17 protein-coding genes and 1 pseudogene are annotated in these 15,697 nt (G+C 72.1%); 6 read left to right on the top strand and 12 right to left on the bottom strand.

Annotated features, from left to right (window positions below):
* The first annotated feature begins 89 nt into the window (after positions 1–89).
* Entirely contained in the window at positions 90–641 is a 552-nt protein-coding gene (locus tag ACTT8P_RS27050) for a VanZ family protein (RefSeq protein WP_442834368.1), read from the top strand.
* Positions 642–733: 92 nt separating this feature from the next.
* Complete coding sequence (locus ACTT8P_RS27045; protein WP_442834367.1) at positions 734–937, top strand: PspC domain-containing protein; 204 nt, start codon at positions 734–736, stop codon at positions 935–937.
* Between the two features lie 149 nt (positions 938–1,086).
* Here ACTT8P_RS27045 and ACTT8P_RS27040 read toward each other — a convergent pair whose 3' ends face one another.
* Complete coding sequence (locus ACTT8P_RS27040) at positions 1,087–1,455, bottom strand: ATP-binding protein (protein ID WP_442834366.1); 369 nt, start codon at positions 1,453–1,455, stop codon at positions 1,087–1,089.
* A gap of 138 nt (positions 1,456–1,593) precedes the next feature.
* Entirely contained in the window at positions 1,594–2,751 is a 1,158-nt protein-coding gene (locus ACTT8P_RS27035) for an adenosine deaminase (protein WP_442834365.1), read from the bottom strand.
* A 363-nt stretch (positions 2,752–3,114) separates the two neighbouring features.
* Here ACTT8P_RS27035 and ACTT8P_RS27030 point away from each other — a divergent pair, with 363 nt between their 5' ends.
* Complete coding sequence (locus ACTT8P_RS27030) at positions 3,115–3,873, top strand: alpha/beta hydrolase (RefSeq protein ID WP_442834364.1); 759 nt, start codon at positions 3,115–3,117, stop codon at positions 3,871–3,873.
* An 11-nt stretch (positions 3,874–3,884) separates the two neighbouring features.
* Here the strand turns inward: ACTT8P_RS27030 and ACTT8P_RS27025 are convergent, their stop codons facing one another.
* Complete coding sequence (locus tag ACTT8P_RS27025; protein WP_442834363.1) at positions 3,885–4,835, bottom strand: LysR substrate-binding domain-containing protein; 951 nt, start codon at positions 4,833–4,835, stop codon at positions 3,885–3,887.
* A 63-nt stretch (positions 4,836–4,898) separates the two neighbouring features.
* Between ACTT8P_RS27025 and ACTT8P_RS27020 the strand changes: the two genes are divergently transcribed.
* Together ACTT8P_RS27020 and ACTT8P_RS27015 are read left to right on the top strand one after the other, a co-directional pair.
* On the top strand, positions 4,899–6,173 hold the full coding sequence (locus ACTT8P_RS27020) for an MFS transporter (RefSeq protein ID WP_442834362.1): 1,275 nt from the start codon (positions 4,899–4,901) through the stop codon (positions 6,171–6,173).
* 128 nt (positions 6,174–6,301) lie between these two features.
* Positions 6,302–7,306 carry a sigma-70 family RNA polymerase sigma factor gene (locus ACTT8P_RS27015; RefSeq protein WP_442834361.1) on the top strand — a complete coding sequence of 335 codons (1,005 nt, stop codon included), beginning with the start codon at positions 6,302–6,304 and terminating at the stop codon, positions 7,304–7,306.
* Here ACTT8P_RS27015 and ACTT8P_RS27010 read toward each other — a convergent pair.
* Positions 7,199–7,471 (bottom strand): STAS domain-containing protein, encoded by a 273-nt coding sequence (locus ACTT8P_RS27010; protein WP_442834391.1) that lies wholly within the window; start codon positions 7,469–7,471, stop codon positions 7,199–7,201. The genes ACTT8P_RS27015 and ACTT8P_RS27010 overlap by 108 nt on opposite strands.
* Before the next feature lie 114 nt (positions 7,472–7,585).
* The gene (locus tag ACTT8P_RS27005) at positions 7,586–7,915 is read right to left on the bottom strand and encodes a hypothetical protein (RefSeq protein ID WP_442834360.1); all 330 of its coding nucleotides are present in this window, start codon (positions 7,913–7,915) and stop codon (positions 7,586–7,588) included.
* A gap of 161 nt (positions 7,916–8,076) precedes the next feature.
* Between ACTT8P_RS27005 and ACTT8P_RS27000 the strand changes: the two genes are divergently transcribed.
* Positions 8,077–8,997, top strand: coding sequence for an AEC family transporter (locus ACTT8P_RS27000; protein WP_442834359.1), 921 nt, complete (start codon positions 8,077–8,079; stop codon positions 8,995–8,997).
* A gap of 39 nt (positions 8,998–9,036) precedes the next feature.
* On the opposite strand, the gene ACTT8P_RS26995 is transcribed toward ACTT8P_RS27000, so the two are convergent.
* The 7 genes and pseudogenes from ACTT8P_RS26995 to ACTT8P_RS26965 all read right to left on the bottom strand — a co-directional run bounded on the left by ACTT8P_RS26995 (position 9,037) and on the right by ACTT8P_RS26965 (position 15,548).
* Positions 9,037–9,600: a Uma2 family endonuclease gene (locus ACTT8P_RS26995; RefSeq protein ID WP_442834358.1), complete on the bottom strand. Its 564-nt coding sequence runs from the start codon at positions 9,598–9,600 to the stop codon at positions 9,037–9,039.
* A 14-nt stretch (positions 9,601–9,614) separates the two neighbouring features.
* Positions 9,615–9,755: pseudogene (locus ACTT8P_RS26990) on the bottom strand (Uma2 family endonuclease); the annotation flags it as partial.
* Between the two features lie 177 nt (positions 9,756–9,932).
* Positions 9,933–11,210 (bottom strand): thymidine phosphorylase, encoded by a 1,278-nt coding sequence (locus ACTT8P_RS26985; protein ID WP_442834357.1) that lies wholly within the window; start codon positions 11,208–11,210, stop codon positions 9,933–9,935.
* A 12-nt stretch (positions 11,211–11,222) separates the two neighbouring features.
* Positions 11,223–11,618: a cytidine deaminase gene (locus tag ACTT8P_RS26980; RefSeq protein ID WP_442834356.1), complete on the bottom strand. Its 396-nt coding sequence runs from the start codon at positions 11,616–11,618 to the stop codon at positions 11,223–11,225.
* Positions 11,615–12,880, bottom strand: a complete 1,266-nt coding sequence (locus tag ACTT8P_RS26975; protein WP_442834355.1) for an ABC transporter permease — start codon at positions 12,878–12,880, stop codon at positions 11,615–11,617. Before ACTT8P_RS26975 ends, ACTT8P_RS26980 begins: the two co-directional genes overlap by 4 nt.
* Positions 12,877–14,001, bottom strand: a complete 1,125-nt coding sequence (locus ACTT8P_RS26970; RefSeq protein ID WP_442834354.1) for an ABC transporter permease — start codon at positions 13,999–14,001, stop codon at positions 12,877–12,879. Before ACTT8P_RS26970 ends, ACTT8P_RS26975 begins: the two co-directional genes overlap by 4 nt.
* Positions 14,001–15,548: an ABC transporter ATP-binding protein gene (locus tag ACTT8P_RS26965; RefSeq protein ID WP_442834353.1), complete on the bottom strand. Its 1,548-nt coding sequence runs from the start codon at positions 15,546–15,548 to the stop codon at positions 14,001–14,003. The genes ACTT8P_RS26970 and ACTT8P_RS26965 overlap by 1 nt, the downstream gene beginning before the upstream one ends.
* Between the last annotated feature and the right edge of the window lie 149 nt (positions 15,549–15,697).

Below are 15,697 nucleotides of genomic sequence, written 5' to 3'. Positions count from 1 at the left end.
GTCATGCGTCATGCGTCATGTGGCGCATGACTCACCCGTGTGGGGGAGAGCCCGGAACCGCGCGCGCCGGAGCCCGCGTCTACGGGGGCGTGCAGCGTCAAGGGTTCATCGGCGGCAGCGCCGCGCTCCGCATCCGCGTGACGGGAGGCGTCCTCCTGGTCGCGCATCTCGTCCTCGTCGCCTGGCTCACGCTGCGTCCCCTGGACGTCCCCTGGGTCATGCCCGCCAACCTGCACCCCTTCGCGGGCATCCGCGCCGAGGTCGCGCTGGGCCGGCCGGAGGCGGTCCGCTGCCTCGTCGGCGGGCTGGGCCTGCTGGCGCCGCTGGGCGTCCTGCTGCCGGTGGTGAACGGCCGGATCACCGTCTCCCCGCTGGCCTCGCTGCTGCGCAGTACGGCCGCGGGCGCCCTGCTGTCGCTGGGCATCGAACTGCTCCAGACCGGTGTGCCGGGCCAGGTCGCCGACATCGACTCGCTGCTGATGAACACCGTGGGCGTGGCCCTGGCGCACCTCGCCGTGGTGCCGGCGGGCCGGGCCTGGCTGCGCCGCAGGTCCGAGCGGCGGCGGCCCGGGGACCTGCTCCAGGAGGAGCCCGCTCAGGGTCGGACCCCGACGATTCCCAGGGTCGGGATCGCCCCGTAGAGCGACGCTTCGCCCCGTTCGTCTGCGTAGCGTGGATGGCAGATGAGGCGACCGTCCCGGGCGCCTCGGCCGACGCTCACGAAGGAGCCGCCATGTCCCGCCTCGCCCGCCCCACCGACGGCCGTGTGATCGGCGGAGTGTGTGCCGCGCTGGCGCGGCGCTTCGGTACCTCCGCGACGACGATGCGCGTCATATTCCTGGTCTCCTGCCTGCTGCCCGGACCGCAGTTCCTGCTCTACCTGGCGCTGTGGATCCTCCTTCCCGCGGAGGAGAAGACGGCCCGTACGGCCTGGTAGCGCTCGTACGGCCGGGTAGCGGCCGTACCGCCGGGTAGCGCTCGTACGGCCCGGTAGCGGCCGCTCGCCCGCGCATGCGGACGGGGCGCACCCGGCGGGGAACCGGGTGCGCCCCATCGGCGCGAAGTGCCGGGCGTGCCGGCCGGGTGTCAGCCGCCGAGCGGCAGGCCGTTCACCGGCAGCCCGCCGGTCGGCAGGCCCTGCACCGGCAGCCCGCCGAGCAGGCCCGCGACCGGCTTGGTCGGCCCGTTGGCGAGCTGCTCGGCGAGGAGCTGCTCGACGACCGGCTGCGCGGCAGTCAGGCCGGTGCCGGCGGCGCGCTGCCCCGCGTCGAGCGCGTTGCCGGCGCCGGGCGCGGCCTGGGCGACGCTCTCGGCGGGGAGCGTCCGGGCGACGCCGTCCACCGTCTGGGCGAGGTCGGGGACCTGCGGGGCCGCGGTGGCCGCACCCGAGCCGGCCGCGGCGAAGGCGGCACCGAGGGCGGCGACACCGAGGGTCTTGACAGCAGACTGCTTCATGAAATGCGTCCTCGAAATGGTAAGTCGGGGATGTGAGCGGTCCCCGACCGTAAACACGTGCCGTCGCCCGCCGCAAACATCGAAATGCGAACGGATGGTGAAAGATGATCCGGGTTTACGGATGCCGATCCGCCCTACTCAGCCATCATGTTCCACGGAACCGCTGGTGGAGACGGTCTGCTGGAACAGCCATTCGGATTTCAGTTCCGCATATCCGGGCTTGATCACGTCATTGATCATGGCCAGTCGTTCATCGAAAGGAATGAACGCTGATTTCATCGCATTGACGGAGAACCACTGCATGTCGTCGAGCGTGTAACCGAACGCGTCGACCAGGTGCTCGAATTCCCGGCTCATACTGGTGTGGGACATCAGTCGATTATCGGTATTCACCGTGGCCCGGAAATGCAGCCGGCGCAGCAGCCCGATGGGGTGCTCGGCGTACGAGGCCGCCGCCCCGGTCTGGAGGTTGGAGCTCGGGCACAGCTCCAGCGGGATGCGCTTGTCCCGCACGTAGGAGGCGAGCCGGCCCAGCTTCACCGAGCCGTCCCCGGCCACCTGGATGTCGTCGATGATCCGCACCCCGTGTCCGAGCCGGTCGGCGCCGCACCACTGGAGCGCCTGCCAGATGGACGGCAGTCCGAACGCCTCGCCGGCGTGGATGGTGAAGTGGTTGTTCTCGCGCTTGAGGTACTCGAAGGCGTCCAGGTGCCGGGTGGGCGGGTAGCCGGCCTCGGCGCCGGCGATGTCGAAGCCGACCACCCCGAGGTCCCGGTAGCGGTTGGCGAGTTCGGCGATCTCCAGGGCGCGGGCGGCGTGCCGCATGGCGGTGAGCAGGGCGCCGACCCGGAGCCGGTGGCCGGCCTCCCGGGCCCGCCGCTCCCCGTCCCGGAAGCCCTCGTTGACCGCCTCGACGACCTCTTCGAGGGTGAGGCCGCCCTCGAGGTGCTGTTCGGGGGCGTAGCGCACCTCGGCGTAGACGACCCCGTCGGCGGCGAGGTCCTCGGCGCACTCGGCGGCCACCCGGACCAGGGCGTCCCGGGTCTGCATGACGCCGACGGTGTGCGAGAAGGTCTCCAGGTACCGCTCCAGGGACCCGGAGTCGGCGGCTTGCCGGAACCAGTCGCCGAGCCGGTCGGGGTCGGTCTCGGGCAGCGCCGAGTAGCCGGTCTCCCGGGCGAGTTCGACGATCGTGCCGGGGCGCAGCCCGCCGTCGAGATGGTCGTGCAGCAGAACCTTGGGCGCCCGGCGGATCCGGTCCGGCGTCGGGGACTTCGCGGTGGTCTGGCTCGTCATCTCCGCACTCTAACTCCTACGCGCGTAGATCACCGGCCCTTGGGCGGACCGGATCGCCGGGCCGGACCGGCACGGCGGAGGATGAGCGCCCGTGTGCCGTGTGCCGTGTGCCCGATCCCAGGGGGGTAGGCGACGCGTGCGCAAGAGGAGCGACCGGGCCGTACTGCCGCCAGAGGCACACCGCCCTCGCCGGGCAACTGCCGTACGCCCGCGCCCTACCGGCACCACCGCGACTTCTCCAGAGGCTCCCGGACACCGGGGAGCGGCCCGCCGCCCCGGCCCGTCGCACGGGACCGGAGCCGATACGTAACAGTGACCGCCCGTACGGATGGCGGACACCCGCTCTTCTGACACTGTTTTGTCATGGCACAACAAGCGACGCCGGTGCGCGAAGCCCGGCTGGGGCGGCCGCTGGGTCCGCAGACGGCGGCGGTGAGCGGGGTGGCGGTGCTGCTCCCGGCGGGCGACGAGATGTCCAGCCGCAGACCGTCCCCACTGCTGGCGGCCGCCTCGGTACGCGCGCTGGGGCGCCGGCTGACCCGGGCGGGCCGGGACGAAGGGCTGGCCGCGCACACCGTGCACTACCGCTACCGCGGCTGGAACGGCAGCGAGGCGCATCTCGCCAAGGACGCCGCCTGGGCCGCCGACGAGGCGGTACGGCTCTACGGCGACGTCCCGGTCTGCCTGATCGGCGTCGGCATGGGCGGCCGGGCGGCGCTGCGCGCGGGCGGCCACCCGGCCGTCAACTCCGTGCTCGCCATCGCCCCCTGGCTGCCCGACGAGGACATGGCGGCACCGCCCGAACCGGTGAAACAGCTCACCGGCCGGCGGGTGCTGATCGTGCACGGCACGGACGACGGGCAGTGCGACCCCGAGCTGTCGTTCCGGCTGGCGACGCGGGCGAAGAAGGCCAACCGGGACGTGTGCCGGTTCGAAGTGCACAGCGAGGGACACGCGATGCGGCACTACCGCGACGAAGTGGCGGCGCTGGCCGAGGACTTCACGCTGGGAGCGCTGTTCGGCCGGTCGTTCTCCCGCCCGGTGGCGGACGCCCTGGCGGCACCGCCGCCGCTGGGGCTGCGGATGCCGTTGGCGGTGGGGTTCGGGAAGACACTGCGGTAGGGGGCGGCGGCTCAGGGCAGCAAGTGCCCCCTCCTGGACAGCAGGAACTTCTTGAAGGCGGCCACCGGTGGTGTGTCCGTCCGCCCCGCCAGCCACGCCACGCCGATCTCCCGGGCCGCGCGCGGGGCGGTGACCGTCAGTTCCACCACCCCGGGCCGGGGCACGGCCGGCGGCGGCAGCAGGGCGACGCCAAGACCCGCCGCGACCAGCCCGCGCAGCGTCTCCGCCTCCTCGCCCTCGAAGGCCACCCGGGGCCGGAACCCGGCCGCCGCGCACACCGCGTCCGTGATGCGGCGCAGCCCGTAGCCGGGCTCCAGGGTCACGAACGGCTCGTCGGCGGCCTCGGCCAGCCGGACCCGGCGGCGGGCGGCCAGGCGGTGGTCGGCCGGGACGACGAGCCGCAGCCGCTGCTCGTCCAGGCGGCGCGCGACCAGGTCCGGGGCGTCCGGCACCGGCGAGGTCAGACACAGGTCCAGCTCCCCCGCGCGCAGCCGCTCCAGCATCGCCTCGCCGTAGTTCTGGACCAGGCTGAAGCGGACCCGGGGATGGTCGGCGCGGAAGGCGTGGATCAGGCCGGGCACGGTCTCGGCGCCCATGGTGTGCAGGAACCCGAACGCGATCTTGCCGCTGGTGCGGTCGGCGTCGGCGCGGACCTCGTCGGCGGCCCGCTCGATCTCGGCGAGGGCGCGTTCGACGGAGCCGAGGAAGGTGTGTCCGGCCGGGGTGAGGGAGAGAGTGCGGCCGTGCCGGGCGAACAGGTCGACGCCGAGGTCCTGTTCGAGCCGCACGATCGCCCGGGAGAGGGTCGACTGGGGGACGTTCATCTCCTGCGCGGCCCGGGTGACGTGCTCGGTTCGGGCCACGCCGGCGAAGTGCGCGAGGCGCGGCGCGAGCAGCGCGACGATGTCTTCTGTGTCACTGTCCCGTGACAGTCGCCCCGGTGAGCTCTGCTGATGCGCCATGGGAACGATTATGACCGTTCCATGCATTGGACGGATGAGTAAGGACCTTCGTACGGTCATCGCATGACTCCCGCCGATACCGGGGCGTCCACGATCGTGGGCGCCGTCGCCTCCCCTCCCGCTCCCGACTCGCGCGTGGCCCCGGGCGGCCCCGGCTACCGCCGGATGAGTTTCGCCCTGTTCCTCGCGGGCGTCGCGACCTTCGCGCTCCTCTACTCCACCCAGGCCCTGCTGCCGCTGATCTCCGGCGACCTCGGGGTGAGCGCGAGCGACGCGAGCTGGACGGTGGCCGCCGCGACCGGCGGTCTGGCGGTGTTCGTCATCCCGATGAGCGCCCTGTCGGAGCGGTTCGGACGGCGTACGGTCATGACGGCCTCGCTGGTGGTCGCGGTGACCGTGGCGCTGCTGGTCCCCTTCGCCCCCTCGCTGCCGGTGCTGGTGGCGCTGCGCGCGGTGCAGGGCGCGGCGCTGGCCGGACTGCCCGCCTCCGCGACGGCGTATCTGGCCGAAGAGGTCACCCCTAAGGCGCTGGTCACGGCGATCGGCCTGTTCGTGGCGGGCAACAGCGTGGGCGGCATGAGCGGCCGGGTCATCACCGGCTGGGTCGCCCAGGAGTGGGGCTGGCGGACGGCCGTCGGCGTGATCGGCCTGGTCGCGGTGGTCTGCGCGGTGGCGTTCCGGATGCTGCTTCCGCAGCCGAAGCACTTCACCCCGGGCTCCCTGCGCCCGCGCGTCCTGGCCGGCACGGTCCGCGACCACCTCGCCAACCCGCTGCTGCGCCGCCTGTACGCGATCGGCGCGCTGTTCATGACGGTCTTCGGCGGCGTCTACACGGTGATCGGCTACCGCCTGACCGAGGCCCCCTTCTCCCTGCCCCAGGGGATCGTCGGCTCGATCTTCCTGGTGTACCTGGTCGGCACGGTGTCGGCGTCGACGTCGGGCCGCCTGGTGGGCCGCCTTGGCCGGCGCGGCGCCCTCTACCTGGCGGGCGGCACGACGGCGGCGGGACTGCTGCTGTCCCTGGCGGACTCCCTCCCCCTGGTGCTCCTCGGCCTGGTCCTGATCACGGCGGGCTTCTTCGCCGGCCACTCGGTGGCGTCCTCGGCGGTCAGCCGGACGGCGACGCACGGCCGGGCGCAGGCGTCCGCGCTGTACCAGTCGATGTACTACATCGGCTCCAGCGCCGGCAGCACGGTGGGCGCGACGGCCTTCCACTCCGGCGGCTGGGCCGGGACGGTCGGGGTCGGGCTGCTGGCGATGCTGGGGGTCGTGACGGTCACCCTGGCCGGCACCCGGGCGGCCCGTCGGCAGACGGCCCGAACCCCGGCCACAGCCTGAGCCGCTCCCGCCCCTGACCTGCGACTTCTTCCACTGCACGGGCCATTGTCAGTGGTCTGCGGTAGCTTCCGGAGTGTGGGCGCGAAGACGCGCTGCGGCAGGGATACGGCCACAGGGGCGGGTGGACGATGACCAACGGCACGGTGACGCCGGAGCTGGACTCGGCACTGGAGAAGCACCGGGTCGAGCTGACCGGGTACTGCTACCGGATGCTCGGCTCGTCCTTCGAGGCGGAGGACGCGGTGCAGGACACCCTGGTGCGCGCCTGGCGGAGCTACGACAAGTTCGAGGGCCGGTCCAGTCTGCGCTCCTGGCTCTACCGCATCGCGACCAACGTCTGCCTGGACATGCTGACCGCGGGCAACAAGCGGGCCCGCCCGGTCGACCTGTCCGAGGCGACCCCGCTGGCCCAGGCGGCCCTGGCGCCCCGCCCGGACCACACCTGGCTGGAGCCGATGCCGGACGCCCGGATGCTGCCCACGACCGACGACCCGGCGGAGGCCGCGGTGGCCAAGGAGTCGGTACGACTGGCCTTCATGGCCGCGCTGCAACAGCTTCCGCCCAAGCAGCGGGCGGTGCTCATCCTGCGTGAGGTGCTGGCCTGGCGGGCCGCCGAGGTGGCCGAGCTGCTGGGCACCTCGGTGGCATCGGTGAACAGCGCCCTCCAGCGGGCCCGCGCCACCCTCGCGGAGCGGGCGGACCTGGCGGCCGCGGGTGCGGTCTCCGACCCGCTGGACGAGGAGCAGCAAAAGCTCCTGGAGCGCTATGTCGCCGCCTTCGAGGGCTACGACATGACGGCCCTGACCGCCATCCTGCACGAGGACGCGGTGATGACGATGCCGCCGTTCGACCTGTGGCTGGCGGGCCCGGGAGACATCACGGGCTTCATGACCACGATCGGCGCGTCCTGCGCGGGCTCCCGGCTGGTCCCCGTCCAGGCCAACGGGCTGCCGGCCTTCGCGCACTACAAGCCGGACCCGGAGGCGGGCGGCTTCTCCCCCTGGGCGATCCAGGTGCTGGAGATCTCAGACGGCCGCATCACCGGGTTCCACTGCTTCCTCGACACCAAGCGGTGGTTCCCGCTGTTCGGCCTCCCCCTCCACCTCGAAGCGGAGGCCGACCAGGTCGATTAGCGCCCGCAGGGCCGGATCGGGCCGCCGCAGCCTGATCCGGCCCCCGCCCTGCCGCCGCGCGGCCAGCTGCATCCGCGCCAGCACATCGACCACCCCGATCCCCGGCGGCCCCACCCCACCGACATCACAGACGACCACCCCGCCCCGGGTCCCCTCCAGCAGCACGCGCACCTCGGCACAGAGCCGGGGCAGGTCGTCCCTGGACAGCGGCCCCGGCAACACGAGTACGGCAGGCGTCACGGCATCCACGACCCGGTAGACCGGGGGACGGGACGGAACTCATCGGTGCGGCAGCGCCACCCGCCGGCCCGTGCCGGTCTCCTCGGCCTCGTCGTCGCTGACCACGGCGAAGGTACCCGCGGGGACGCCGGGCAGCGTGGCCACGCGGGAGGCCACCGTCAGGAGACGGTCCGTACCAGCTCCGGTGACGAAGAAGACGTAGACGTCCCCGTCCTCCTCCCCGTCGTCGAAGACCTCGGCCTCACCCGCGTCCTCCAGACCGGCCAGGAACTCCTCGACCTGGTCGATCCACGGGAACGGGTAGGCACCGTCCGCCAGGCCCGGCGCGGGCAGCAGCGGGACGTGGATCTCGACAACCTGGGTGGGCATGGCGCCCATCCTGCCCCGGGCCGGCCTGCGGGTGTCGGCCGGGGAGGTGTTCCGGACCGGCATTGACCTGCGCGGGCGGTTCGGCGGAAGGTTTGCTGTATGCCCCACGCATCTCCTCCTCGCGCGCTGTCCCATGACGTTCTCGCCGTTCAGGGGGTTCCGTGCAAGGCGTGCTGACCGGGTTCGCGGTGATCGCGGTCGTGATCGGGGTGGGGTATCTGCTCGGGCGGCGCGGGTATCTGGGTGATCAGGGCCGGGAGGTGCTGACCAAGCTCGCCTTCCATGTGGCGTCCCCGGCGCTGCTGTTCACGACCTGCGCGCAGGCCGATCTGTCCGTGGTGTTCTCCAGCAGCCTGCTGGTCACGGCGCTCAGTACGGCGGCGGTGGCCGGGGTGTTCGTCGCGGTCGGCGCCGTACGCCGCTGGGGCACCGGGCGGATCACCATCGGCGCCCTGTGCTCGGGGTACGTCAACTCCGGCAACCTCGGCATCCCGATCGCCGTGTACGTGCTGGGCGACGCCTCGCTGGTCGCGCCGGTGCTGCTGTTCCAGCTGGTCGTGGTGGTGCCGATCGGGATGACGTTCCTGGACCTGGCGAGTGCGGGGCGGTCCGGGTCGCCGTGGTCGCGGCTGCTGGCCCCGCTGCGCAATCCGATAGCCGTCGGTTCACTGTCCGGGGTGGCGGTGGCGGCGCTCGGGCTGCGGGTGCCCGCCCCGGTCATGGACCCGCTGACGCTTATCGGGAACATGTCGGTGCCGGCCGTGCTCATGGCCTTCGGCATATCCCTGTGCGGCAGCGCGATGCCGTTCCGGGGGCCGGACCGCAATCCGGTGCTGCTGGCGGTGGTCCTGAAGGCGGTGGGGCAGCCGGTGGTCGCCTGGGCGCTGGCGGCGGGCGTCTTCGGGCTGCGGGAGGCACGGCTGCTGGACGTCGTCGTGACGTCCGCCCTGCCGACCGCGCAGAACATGTACACGTACGCGTCGACGTACCGGGTGGGCGAGCGGCTGGCCCGGGACGTGGTGCTGGTGTCGACGGTGGTGGCGGTGCCGGTGCTGGTGGTGATCGCGGCGGTGCTGGGGTGAACCGGCCGCCGCCGCGGCAGCGGGTTCCGGTCTCGGCGCCTACTGCCGGGTGAGTCCGGCCGGGTCGATCGACACGGGGAACGGAACGTCCAGCTTGGTCTCCGCGCCCGCGAGAGCGGTCGTCCGCTCCAGGTACCGGCCGCCTTCCAGTTCGTACCCGACGAGCATGGGGGCGGGGTCGAACTCCAGGCGCCAGAAGTGTGGGATGGCGGCACCCGCGTAGAGCATGGGCTTGACCTTGCGGTCCATCATGCTGTTGCCGGGGGAGACGAGTTCGACCACAAGCTGCACGCCTTCGGCATCGACACTGACGCCGTCGGCAGCCGTAGCGCCGGCATCGGTCACCACGAGGTCGGGAACCACCAGGCCGGAGGGCAGAATGACGTTGACGGCCTCCAGCACTTCGACGGGTGCCCGCGCTTCCTCGGCCGCCGCGTGCAACAGCATGGTGAGCCGGAACGAGGCCCGCTGGTGCCGGACGGCCGGCGCGGGAGACAGCACGAGGGACTCCCCCAGCAGCTCGTACCGAGTCGTGCGGTCCTCGGGCAGGGCGAGGATGTCAGCCACGGTCCATGGCCCGGTGTGATCGCCGGCAAGACTCATTCCCGTTCGCCTCCTCATCGACCGCAGTCGCCGAACTTGCCCGCGTGCAGCGTGCGTACGTGTCGCCCTGGGGTTCGCCGTACAGCGTGACGGTCGGGCCGCCCGGGGCCCAGCGGGATGCCTGCGGTGGCATAGGCGGCCGGCTTGGTGACGCGGTGACGTTCCCCTCGATGATCTCCGTCTTGCACCCCTGGGGCGCGTCCGTGTCCTCCCAGATTCGGACGAGCCCACTCCAGTCACCGCAGTCGGCGTTCATGGCGCTGATCCCAGCACACCGAACGGGACCGGCGCCGGTCCACCGATCCCGTTCACCCGATCGAGCAATCCCCAGGTCAGGCGATGCGCTCCAGGACCACCGGTGAGGCGGTGAACTCCGTGCCCGGGGCCGCGATGTCGTACGACCCCTCGATCGCCTCCAGGGCGTACGCGAACCGCTCCGGGGTGTCCGTGTGCAGGGTCAGCAGGGGCTGGCCCGCGCGGATCTCGGCGCCGGGCTTGGCGTGGAGTTCGACGCCCGCCGCCGCCTGCACCGGGTCCTCCTTGCGGGCGCGTCCGGCGCCCAGCCGCCAGGCGGCGACGCCGATGTCGTAGGCGTCCAGGCGGGTCAGGACGCCGGACGCGGACGCCTTCACCACGTGCTGTTCCTTCGACGTGGGCAGGGGCGCGTCCGGGTCGCCGCCCTGGGCCGCGATCATGCGGCGCCAGACGTCCATCGCGGAGCCGTCGGCCAGCGCCTTCGCCGGGTCGGCGTCCCGGACGCCCGCCGCGTCGAGCATCTCGCGGGCCAGCGCGAGGGTGAGTTCGACGACGTCCGAGGGGCCGCCGCCGGCCAGCACCTCCACCGACTCGCGGACCTCCAGGGCGTTGCCGGCGGTCAGCCCGAGGGGGGTGGACATGTCGGTGAGCAGGGCGGTGGTCTTCACACCGTGGTCGGTGCCGAGGCCGACCATCGTGCGGGCCAGCTCGCGGGCGTCCTCGACCGTCTTCATGAAGGCGCCGCTGCCCGCCTTCACGTCCAGGACCAGCGAGCCGGTGCCCTCCGCGATCTTCTTGGACATGATGGAGGAGGCGATCAGCGGGATCGCCTCCACCGTGCCGGTCACGTCGCGCAGGGCGTACAGCTTCTTGTCGGCGGGGGCCAGGCCGTCGCCGGCCGCGCAGATCACCGCGCCGACGCCGTCGAGGACCGACAGCATCTCCTCGTTGGAGAGCAGCGCGCGCCAGCCGGGGATCGACTCCAGCTTGTCCAGCGTGCCGCCGGTGTGGCCGAGGCCCCGGCCGCTGAGCTGCGGGACGGCCGCCCCGCAGGCCGCGACCAGGGGCGCCAGCGGCAGGGTGATCTTGTCGCCGACGCCGCCCGTGGAGTGCTTGTCGGCGGTCGGGTGGGCGAGCGCGGAGAAGTCCATCCGCTCGCCGGACGCGATCATCGCCGCCGTCCAGCGGGCGATCTCGGCGCGGTTCATGCCGTTGAGGAGGATCGCCATCGCCAGCGCCGACATCTGCTCGTCGGCCACCTCGCCGCGGGTGTACGCGTCGATGACCCAGTCGATCTGCTCGTCGCTGAGCGCGCCGCGGTCCCGCTTGGTGCGGATGACGGAGATGACGTCCATGCCGGGTGTTCCTTACTTGGTGAGGTGGTCGGGGCCGAACGCCTGCGGGAGCATCCGGGAGAGGGGGAGGACGCCCTCCGGGGTCTCCAGCAGCAGGTCCGCGCCGCCGAACTCGTAGAGCAGCTGGCGGCAGCGGCCGCACGGGACCAGGATCTCGCCGTGGCCGTCGACGCAGGTGAAGTGGGTCAGCCGGCCGCCGCCCGAGGTCAGCAGCGCGGAGACCAGGCCGCACTCGGCGCACAGGCCGAGGCCGTAGCTGGCGTTCTCCACGTTGCAGCCGGTGACCGTGCGGCCGTCGTCGACCAGGGCCGCGGCGCCGACCGGGTAGCCGGAGTAGGGGGCGTACGCCCGGGACATGGCGTCCCGGGCCGCCTGGCGCAGCGACTCCCAGTCGACGTCGGCCGTCACTTGCCCTGTCCCTTCCGGTACGGCATGCCGTCCGCCTTCGGCATCCGCAGGCGTTGCGCGGACAGGGCGAGGACGACGAGGGTGATGACGTACGGCGTGGCGGAGACCACCTGGTTGGGGACCTCGTTGGTGCCCGCGTACCAGGCGAAGACCAGCGCGCCGACGACGAACGTGATCACGGCCTTGACGTACTGCTTGCGGACCGCCAGCCAGATCGCGCCCACCAGCAGCAGCAGCGCGCCGAGCAGCAGCAGGGCGTGCACGTTGGCCGAGCCGCCGCGCAGGTTGAGGCTGTCGGTGTAGCCGAACAGGCCCGCGCCGATGGCCAGGCCGCCCGGCATCCAGTTGCCGAAGATCATCGCCGCGAGGCCGATGTAGCCGCGGCCGCTGGTCTGGCCCTCCAGGTAGAAGGGGTTGGCGACGATGGAGAGGAAGACGCCGCCGAGGCCGGCCAGTCCGCCGGAGATGATCACGGCCAGGTACTTGTACTTGTAGACGTTGACGCCGAGGGACTCGGCGGCGACCGGGTTCTCGCCGCAGGAGCGCAGCCGCAGGCCGAACGGCGTGCGCCACAGGATCCACCAGCTCGCCGGGATCAGCGCGACCGCGATGAGGGTGAGCCAGGAGACGTTCGTGACCAGGCCGCCGAGCAGGCCGGCGATGTCCGAGACGAAGAACCAGCCGTGGTCGTTGAGCGACTTCAGGCCGTCGGACAGGCCCGGGACGGTGAAGTTGCCGAGCGAGTCGACCGGCGGGGACTGCTTGGCGGAGCCGCCCTGGTGGCCCTCGAAGGCGAGCGGGGCCAGGTAGCGGGTGGCGCCGAGGGCGAGGATGTTGAGGGCGACGCCGGAGACGATGTGGTTGACGTTGAAGGTGATGGTGACGACGGCGTGCAGCAGACCGCCGAGCGCGCCGCCGACGATGCCGACCAGGACGCCGGTCCACGGGCCCCACTGGAAGCCGGCCCAGGCGCCGAACCAGGTGCCGAGGATCATCATGCCTTCGAGGCCGATGTTGACCACGCCCGCGCGCTCCGCCCACAGGCCGCCGAGGCCGGCCAGGCCGATCGGCACGGCGAGCTGGAGGGCGGTGGACATCTGGCTGACGTTGGTGATGCCGTCCGCGCCGGTGATGATGCGGACGATCGAGGTCAGCGCCAGGGCTCCGGCGATGACCAGGAGGAGGACGGGCAGCGACATGCGGCGGCCGGTGGGGGCGGCCGGCTTCATCGTCGGCTGGTTGAGGTCGGTTGCGGTGGTCATCGCGCCGCCACCTCCTTGTCCGTGTTGTCGGTGGCGCCCAGGACGTGCCCGGCGGCCAGTTCGGCGCCGACCCGGCGCTGCTGGCGGCGCAGGCCCCACTCGCGGACCGCCTCGTAGGAGACGACCACGGAGAGGACGATCAGGCCCTGCATGATGACCGCGATCTCCTTGTCGTAGCCGTGGAAGTCCAGCTCGGGGCTGGCCTTGTCGAGCCAGGCCCACAGCAGCGCGGCGAAGGCGATGCCGACCGGGCTGTTGCGGCCGAGCAGGGCGATGCCGATGCCGAGGAAGCCGATGCCGGTGGGGAAGTTGAGGCTGTAGGTGTGGGTGTCGCCGAGGAGGATCGGCAGACCCGCCAGGCCGGCCAGACCGCCGGAGATGAGCATGGCCGTCAGCACCATGCGCTTGGGGTCGACGCCGCTGGCCGAGGCGGCCGTCTCGGAGGCGCCGGAGGCGCGCAGGTCGAAGCCGAAGCGGGTGCGGTTGAGGACCACCCAGTAGCCGATGCCGAGCAGCACGGCGAGGATCACCAGGCCGTAGATCTCGCCGGCCGCGCCCATGTCGATGCCGGGCACCCAGCCGGAGTCGTGCATCTCGCCGGTGGTGTTGTTGTTGCCGACCTTGACGCCGAAGACGTCCGGCAGCCACAGGTAGCCGATGACGGCGGTGGCGATGGAGTTCAGCATGATCGTGGCGACCACCTCGCTGACGCCCCGGGTGACCTTCAGGACGCCCGCGATGCCGGACCAGAAGGCGCCGGTGAGGACGGCGGTGAGGAGGAGCAGCGGGATCTGGAGGACGCCGGGGAGGGCGACGTGCGCGCCGACCACCGCGGCCATCATCGCGGCCAGCTGGTACTGGCCGTCGACGCCGATGTTGAACAGGTTCATCCGGAAGCCGATGGCGACCGCGAGGGCGGCGATGTAGTACATCGACGCCTGGTTGATGATCAGGACCTGGATGTCGGAGAACCCGGCCTGCTCGAACATCAGGGCGAAGGGCTCTACGGGGTTCTTGCCGGAGGCGATCAGCACGATCGCGCTCAGCACGAAGGCCACGGCGAGCGCGATGACCGGTCCGGCCACCGCGAGGAGCACGCGCTCCTTGTCGAACTTCTTCATCAGCGGGCCTCGTCTTCCGGAGACTCGTCATGTGCGTCGTGCTCGAGGTGGCCGGTGGCCGCGCCGGTCATCGCCGAGCCGAGTTCCTCGGGGGTGATGGTGGCCGGGTCGGCGTCGGCGACGAGCCGGCCGTCGTAGATGACCCGGAGGGTGTCGGACAGGCCGATCAGTTCGTCCAGGTCGGCGGAGATCAGCAGCACGGCGAGGCCCTCGCGGCGGGCCGCGCGGATGTGGTCCCAGATCGCGGCCTGGGCGCCGACGTCCACGCCCCGGGTGGGGTGGGCGGCGATCAGGAAGCGCGGCTCGTGGCTCATCTCGCGGCCGACGATCAGCTTCTGCTGGTTGCCGCCGGACAGTGAGGCGGCGGTGACGTCGATGCCGGGGGTGCGCACGTCGTACGTCTCGACGATGCGGCGGGTGTCGTCCTGGGCCGCCTTGATGTCCAGCCAGACGCCCTTGGCGTTGGGCTTCTCGGTGACGTGGCCGAGGATCCGGTTCTCCCAGAGCGGGGCCTCCAGCAGCAGGCCGTGGCGGTGGCGGTCCTCGGGGATGTAGCCGACGCCGCGCTCGCGGCGCCTGCGGGTGGTCCAGCCGGTGATCTCGTCGTCGGCCAGCCGTATCGTCCCGGCGTCGGGGGCGCGCAGGCCGATCAGCGCGTCGACCAGTTCGGTCTGGCCGTTGCCCTCGACGCCGGCGATGCCGAGGACCTCACCGGCGTGGATGGTGAAGGTGACGTCGTCGAGCAGGGCCTTGCCGCCGGGGGCGGCCAGCCGCAGCTTGTTGACGGTGATGACCGGGCGGTCGGTGACCGTGGACTCGGCGGTCTCGGGGGTGGGCAGTTCGCTGCCGACCATCATCTCGGCGAGCTGCCGCGGGGTCGTCTCGGCGGGGACGGCCGTGCCGACCGTCGTGCCGCGCCGGATGACGGTGATCTCGTCGGCGACGGAGAGCACCTCGCCCAGCTTGTGCGAGATGAAGATGACGGAGAGGCCCTCGGACTTCAGTTCGCGCAGGTTGTCGAAGAGGGCGTCGACCTCCTGCGGGACCAGCACGGCGGTCGGCTCGTCCAGGATGAGGGTGCGGGCGCCGCGGTAGAGGACCTTGAGGATCTCCACCCGCTGCCGGGCGGCCACGCCCAGTTCCTCGACCAGCAGGTCGGGGCGGACGTCGAGGCCGTAGCGCTCGGAGATCTCCTGGATCCTGCGGCGCGCCTTGGCGCCGATGCCGTGCAGCTTCTCGCTGCCGAGGACCACGTTCTCCAGGACCGTGAGGTTGTCGGCGAGCATGAAGTGCTGGTGGACCATGCCGATGCCGCGCACGATCGCGTCGGCGGGCGAGGCGAAGGCGACCTGCTCGCCGTCGATCGCGATGGTGCCCTCGTCCGGCTTCTGCATGCCGTAGAGGATCTTCATCAGCGTCGACTTGCCGGCGCCGTTCTCGCCGACCAGGGCGTGCACGGTGCCCTTGCGGACGGTGAGGTGGATGTCGTGGTTGGCCACGACGCCCGGGAAACGCTTGGTGATCCCGGCGAGCTCGACGGCGGTCACCTGACCGCTGGCCGCCGCCGAGGCCGGAGGGCTGCTGGACGCGTTGATGGCGCACTCTCCTGGGGACGGGGGTCGTCTACGCGCGTAGCGCCCCTACGGCATCGAAGCGGTGGCGCACCTGCTCCGGCGGGGCACGAGGAGGACGTCTC

It is taken from the genome of Streptomyces sp. JW3, from assembly GCF_052216785.1.
GTDB lineage: Bacteria > Actinomycetota > Actinomycetes > Streptomycetales > Streptomycetaceae > Streptomyces.
This window is presented reverse-complemented; position numbering and strand designations above follow the sequence as displayed.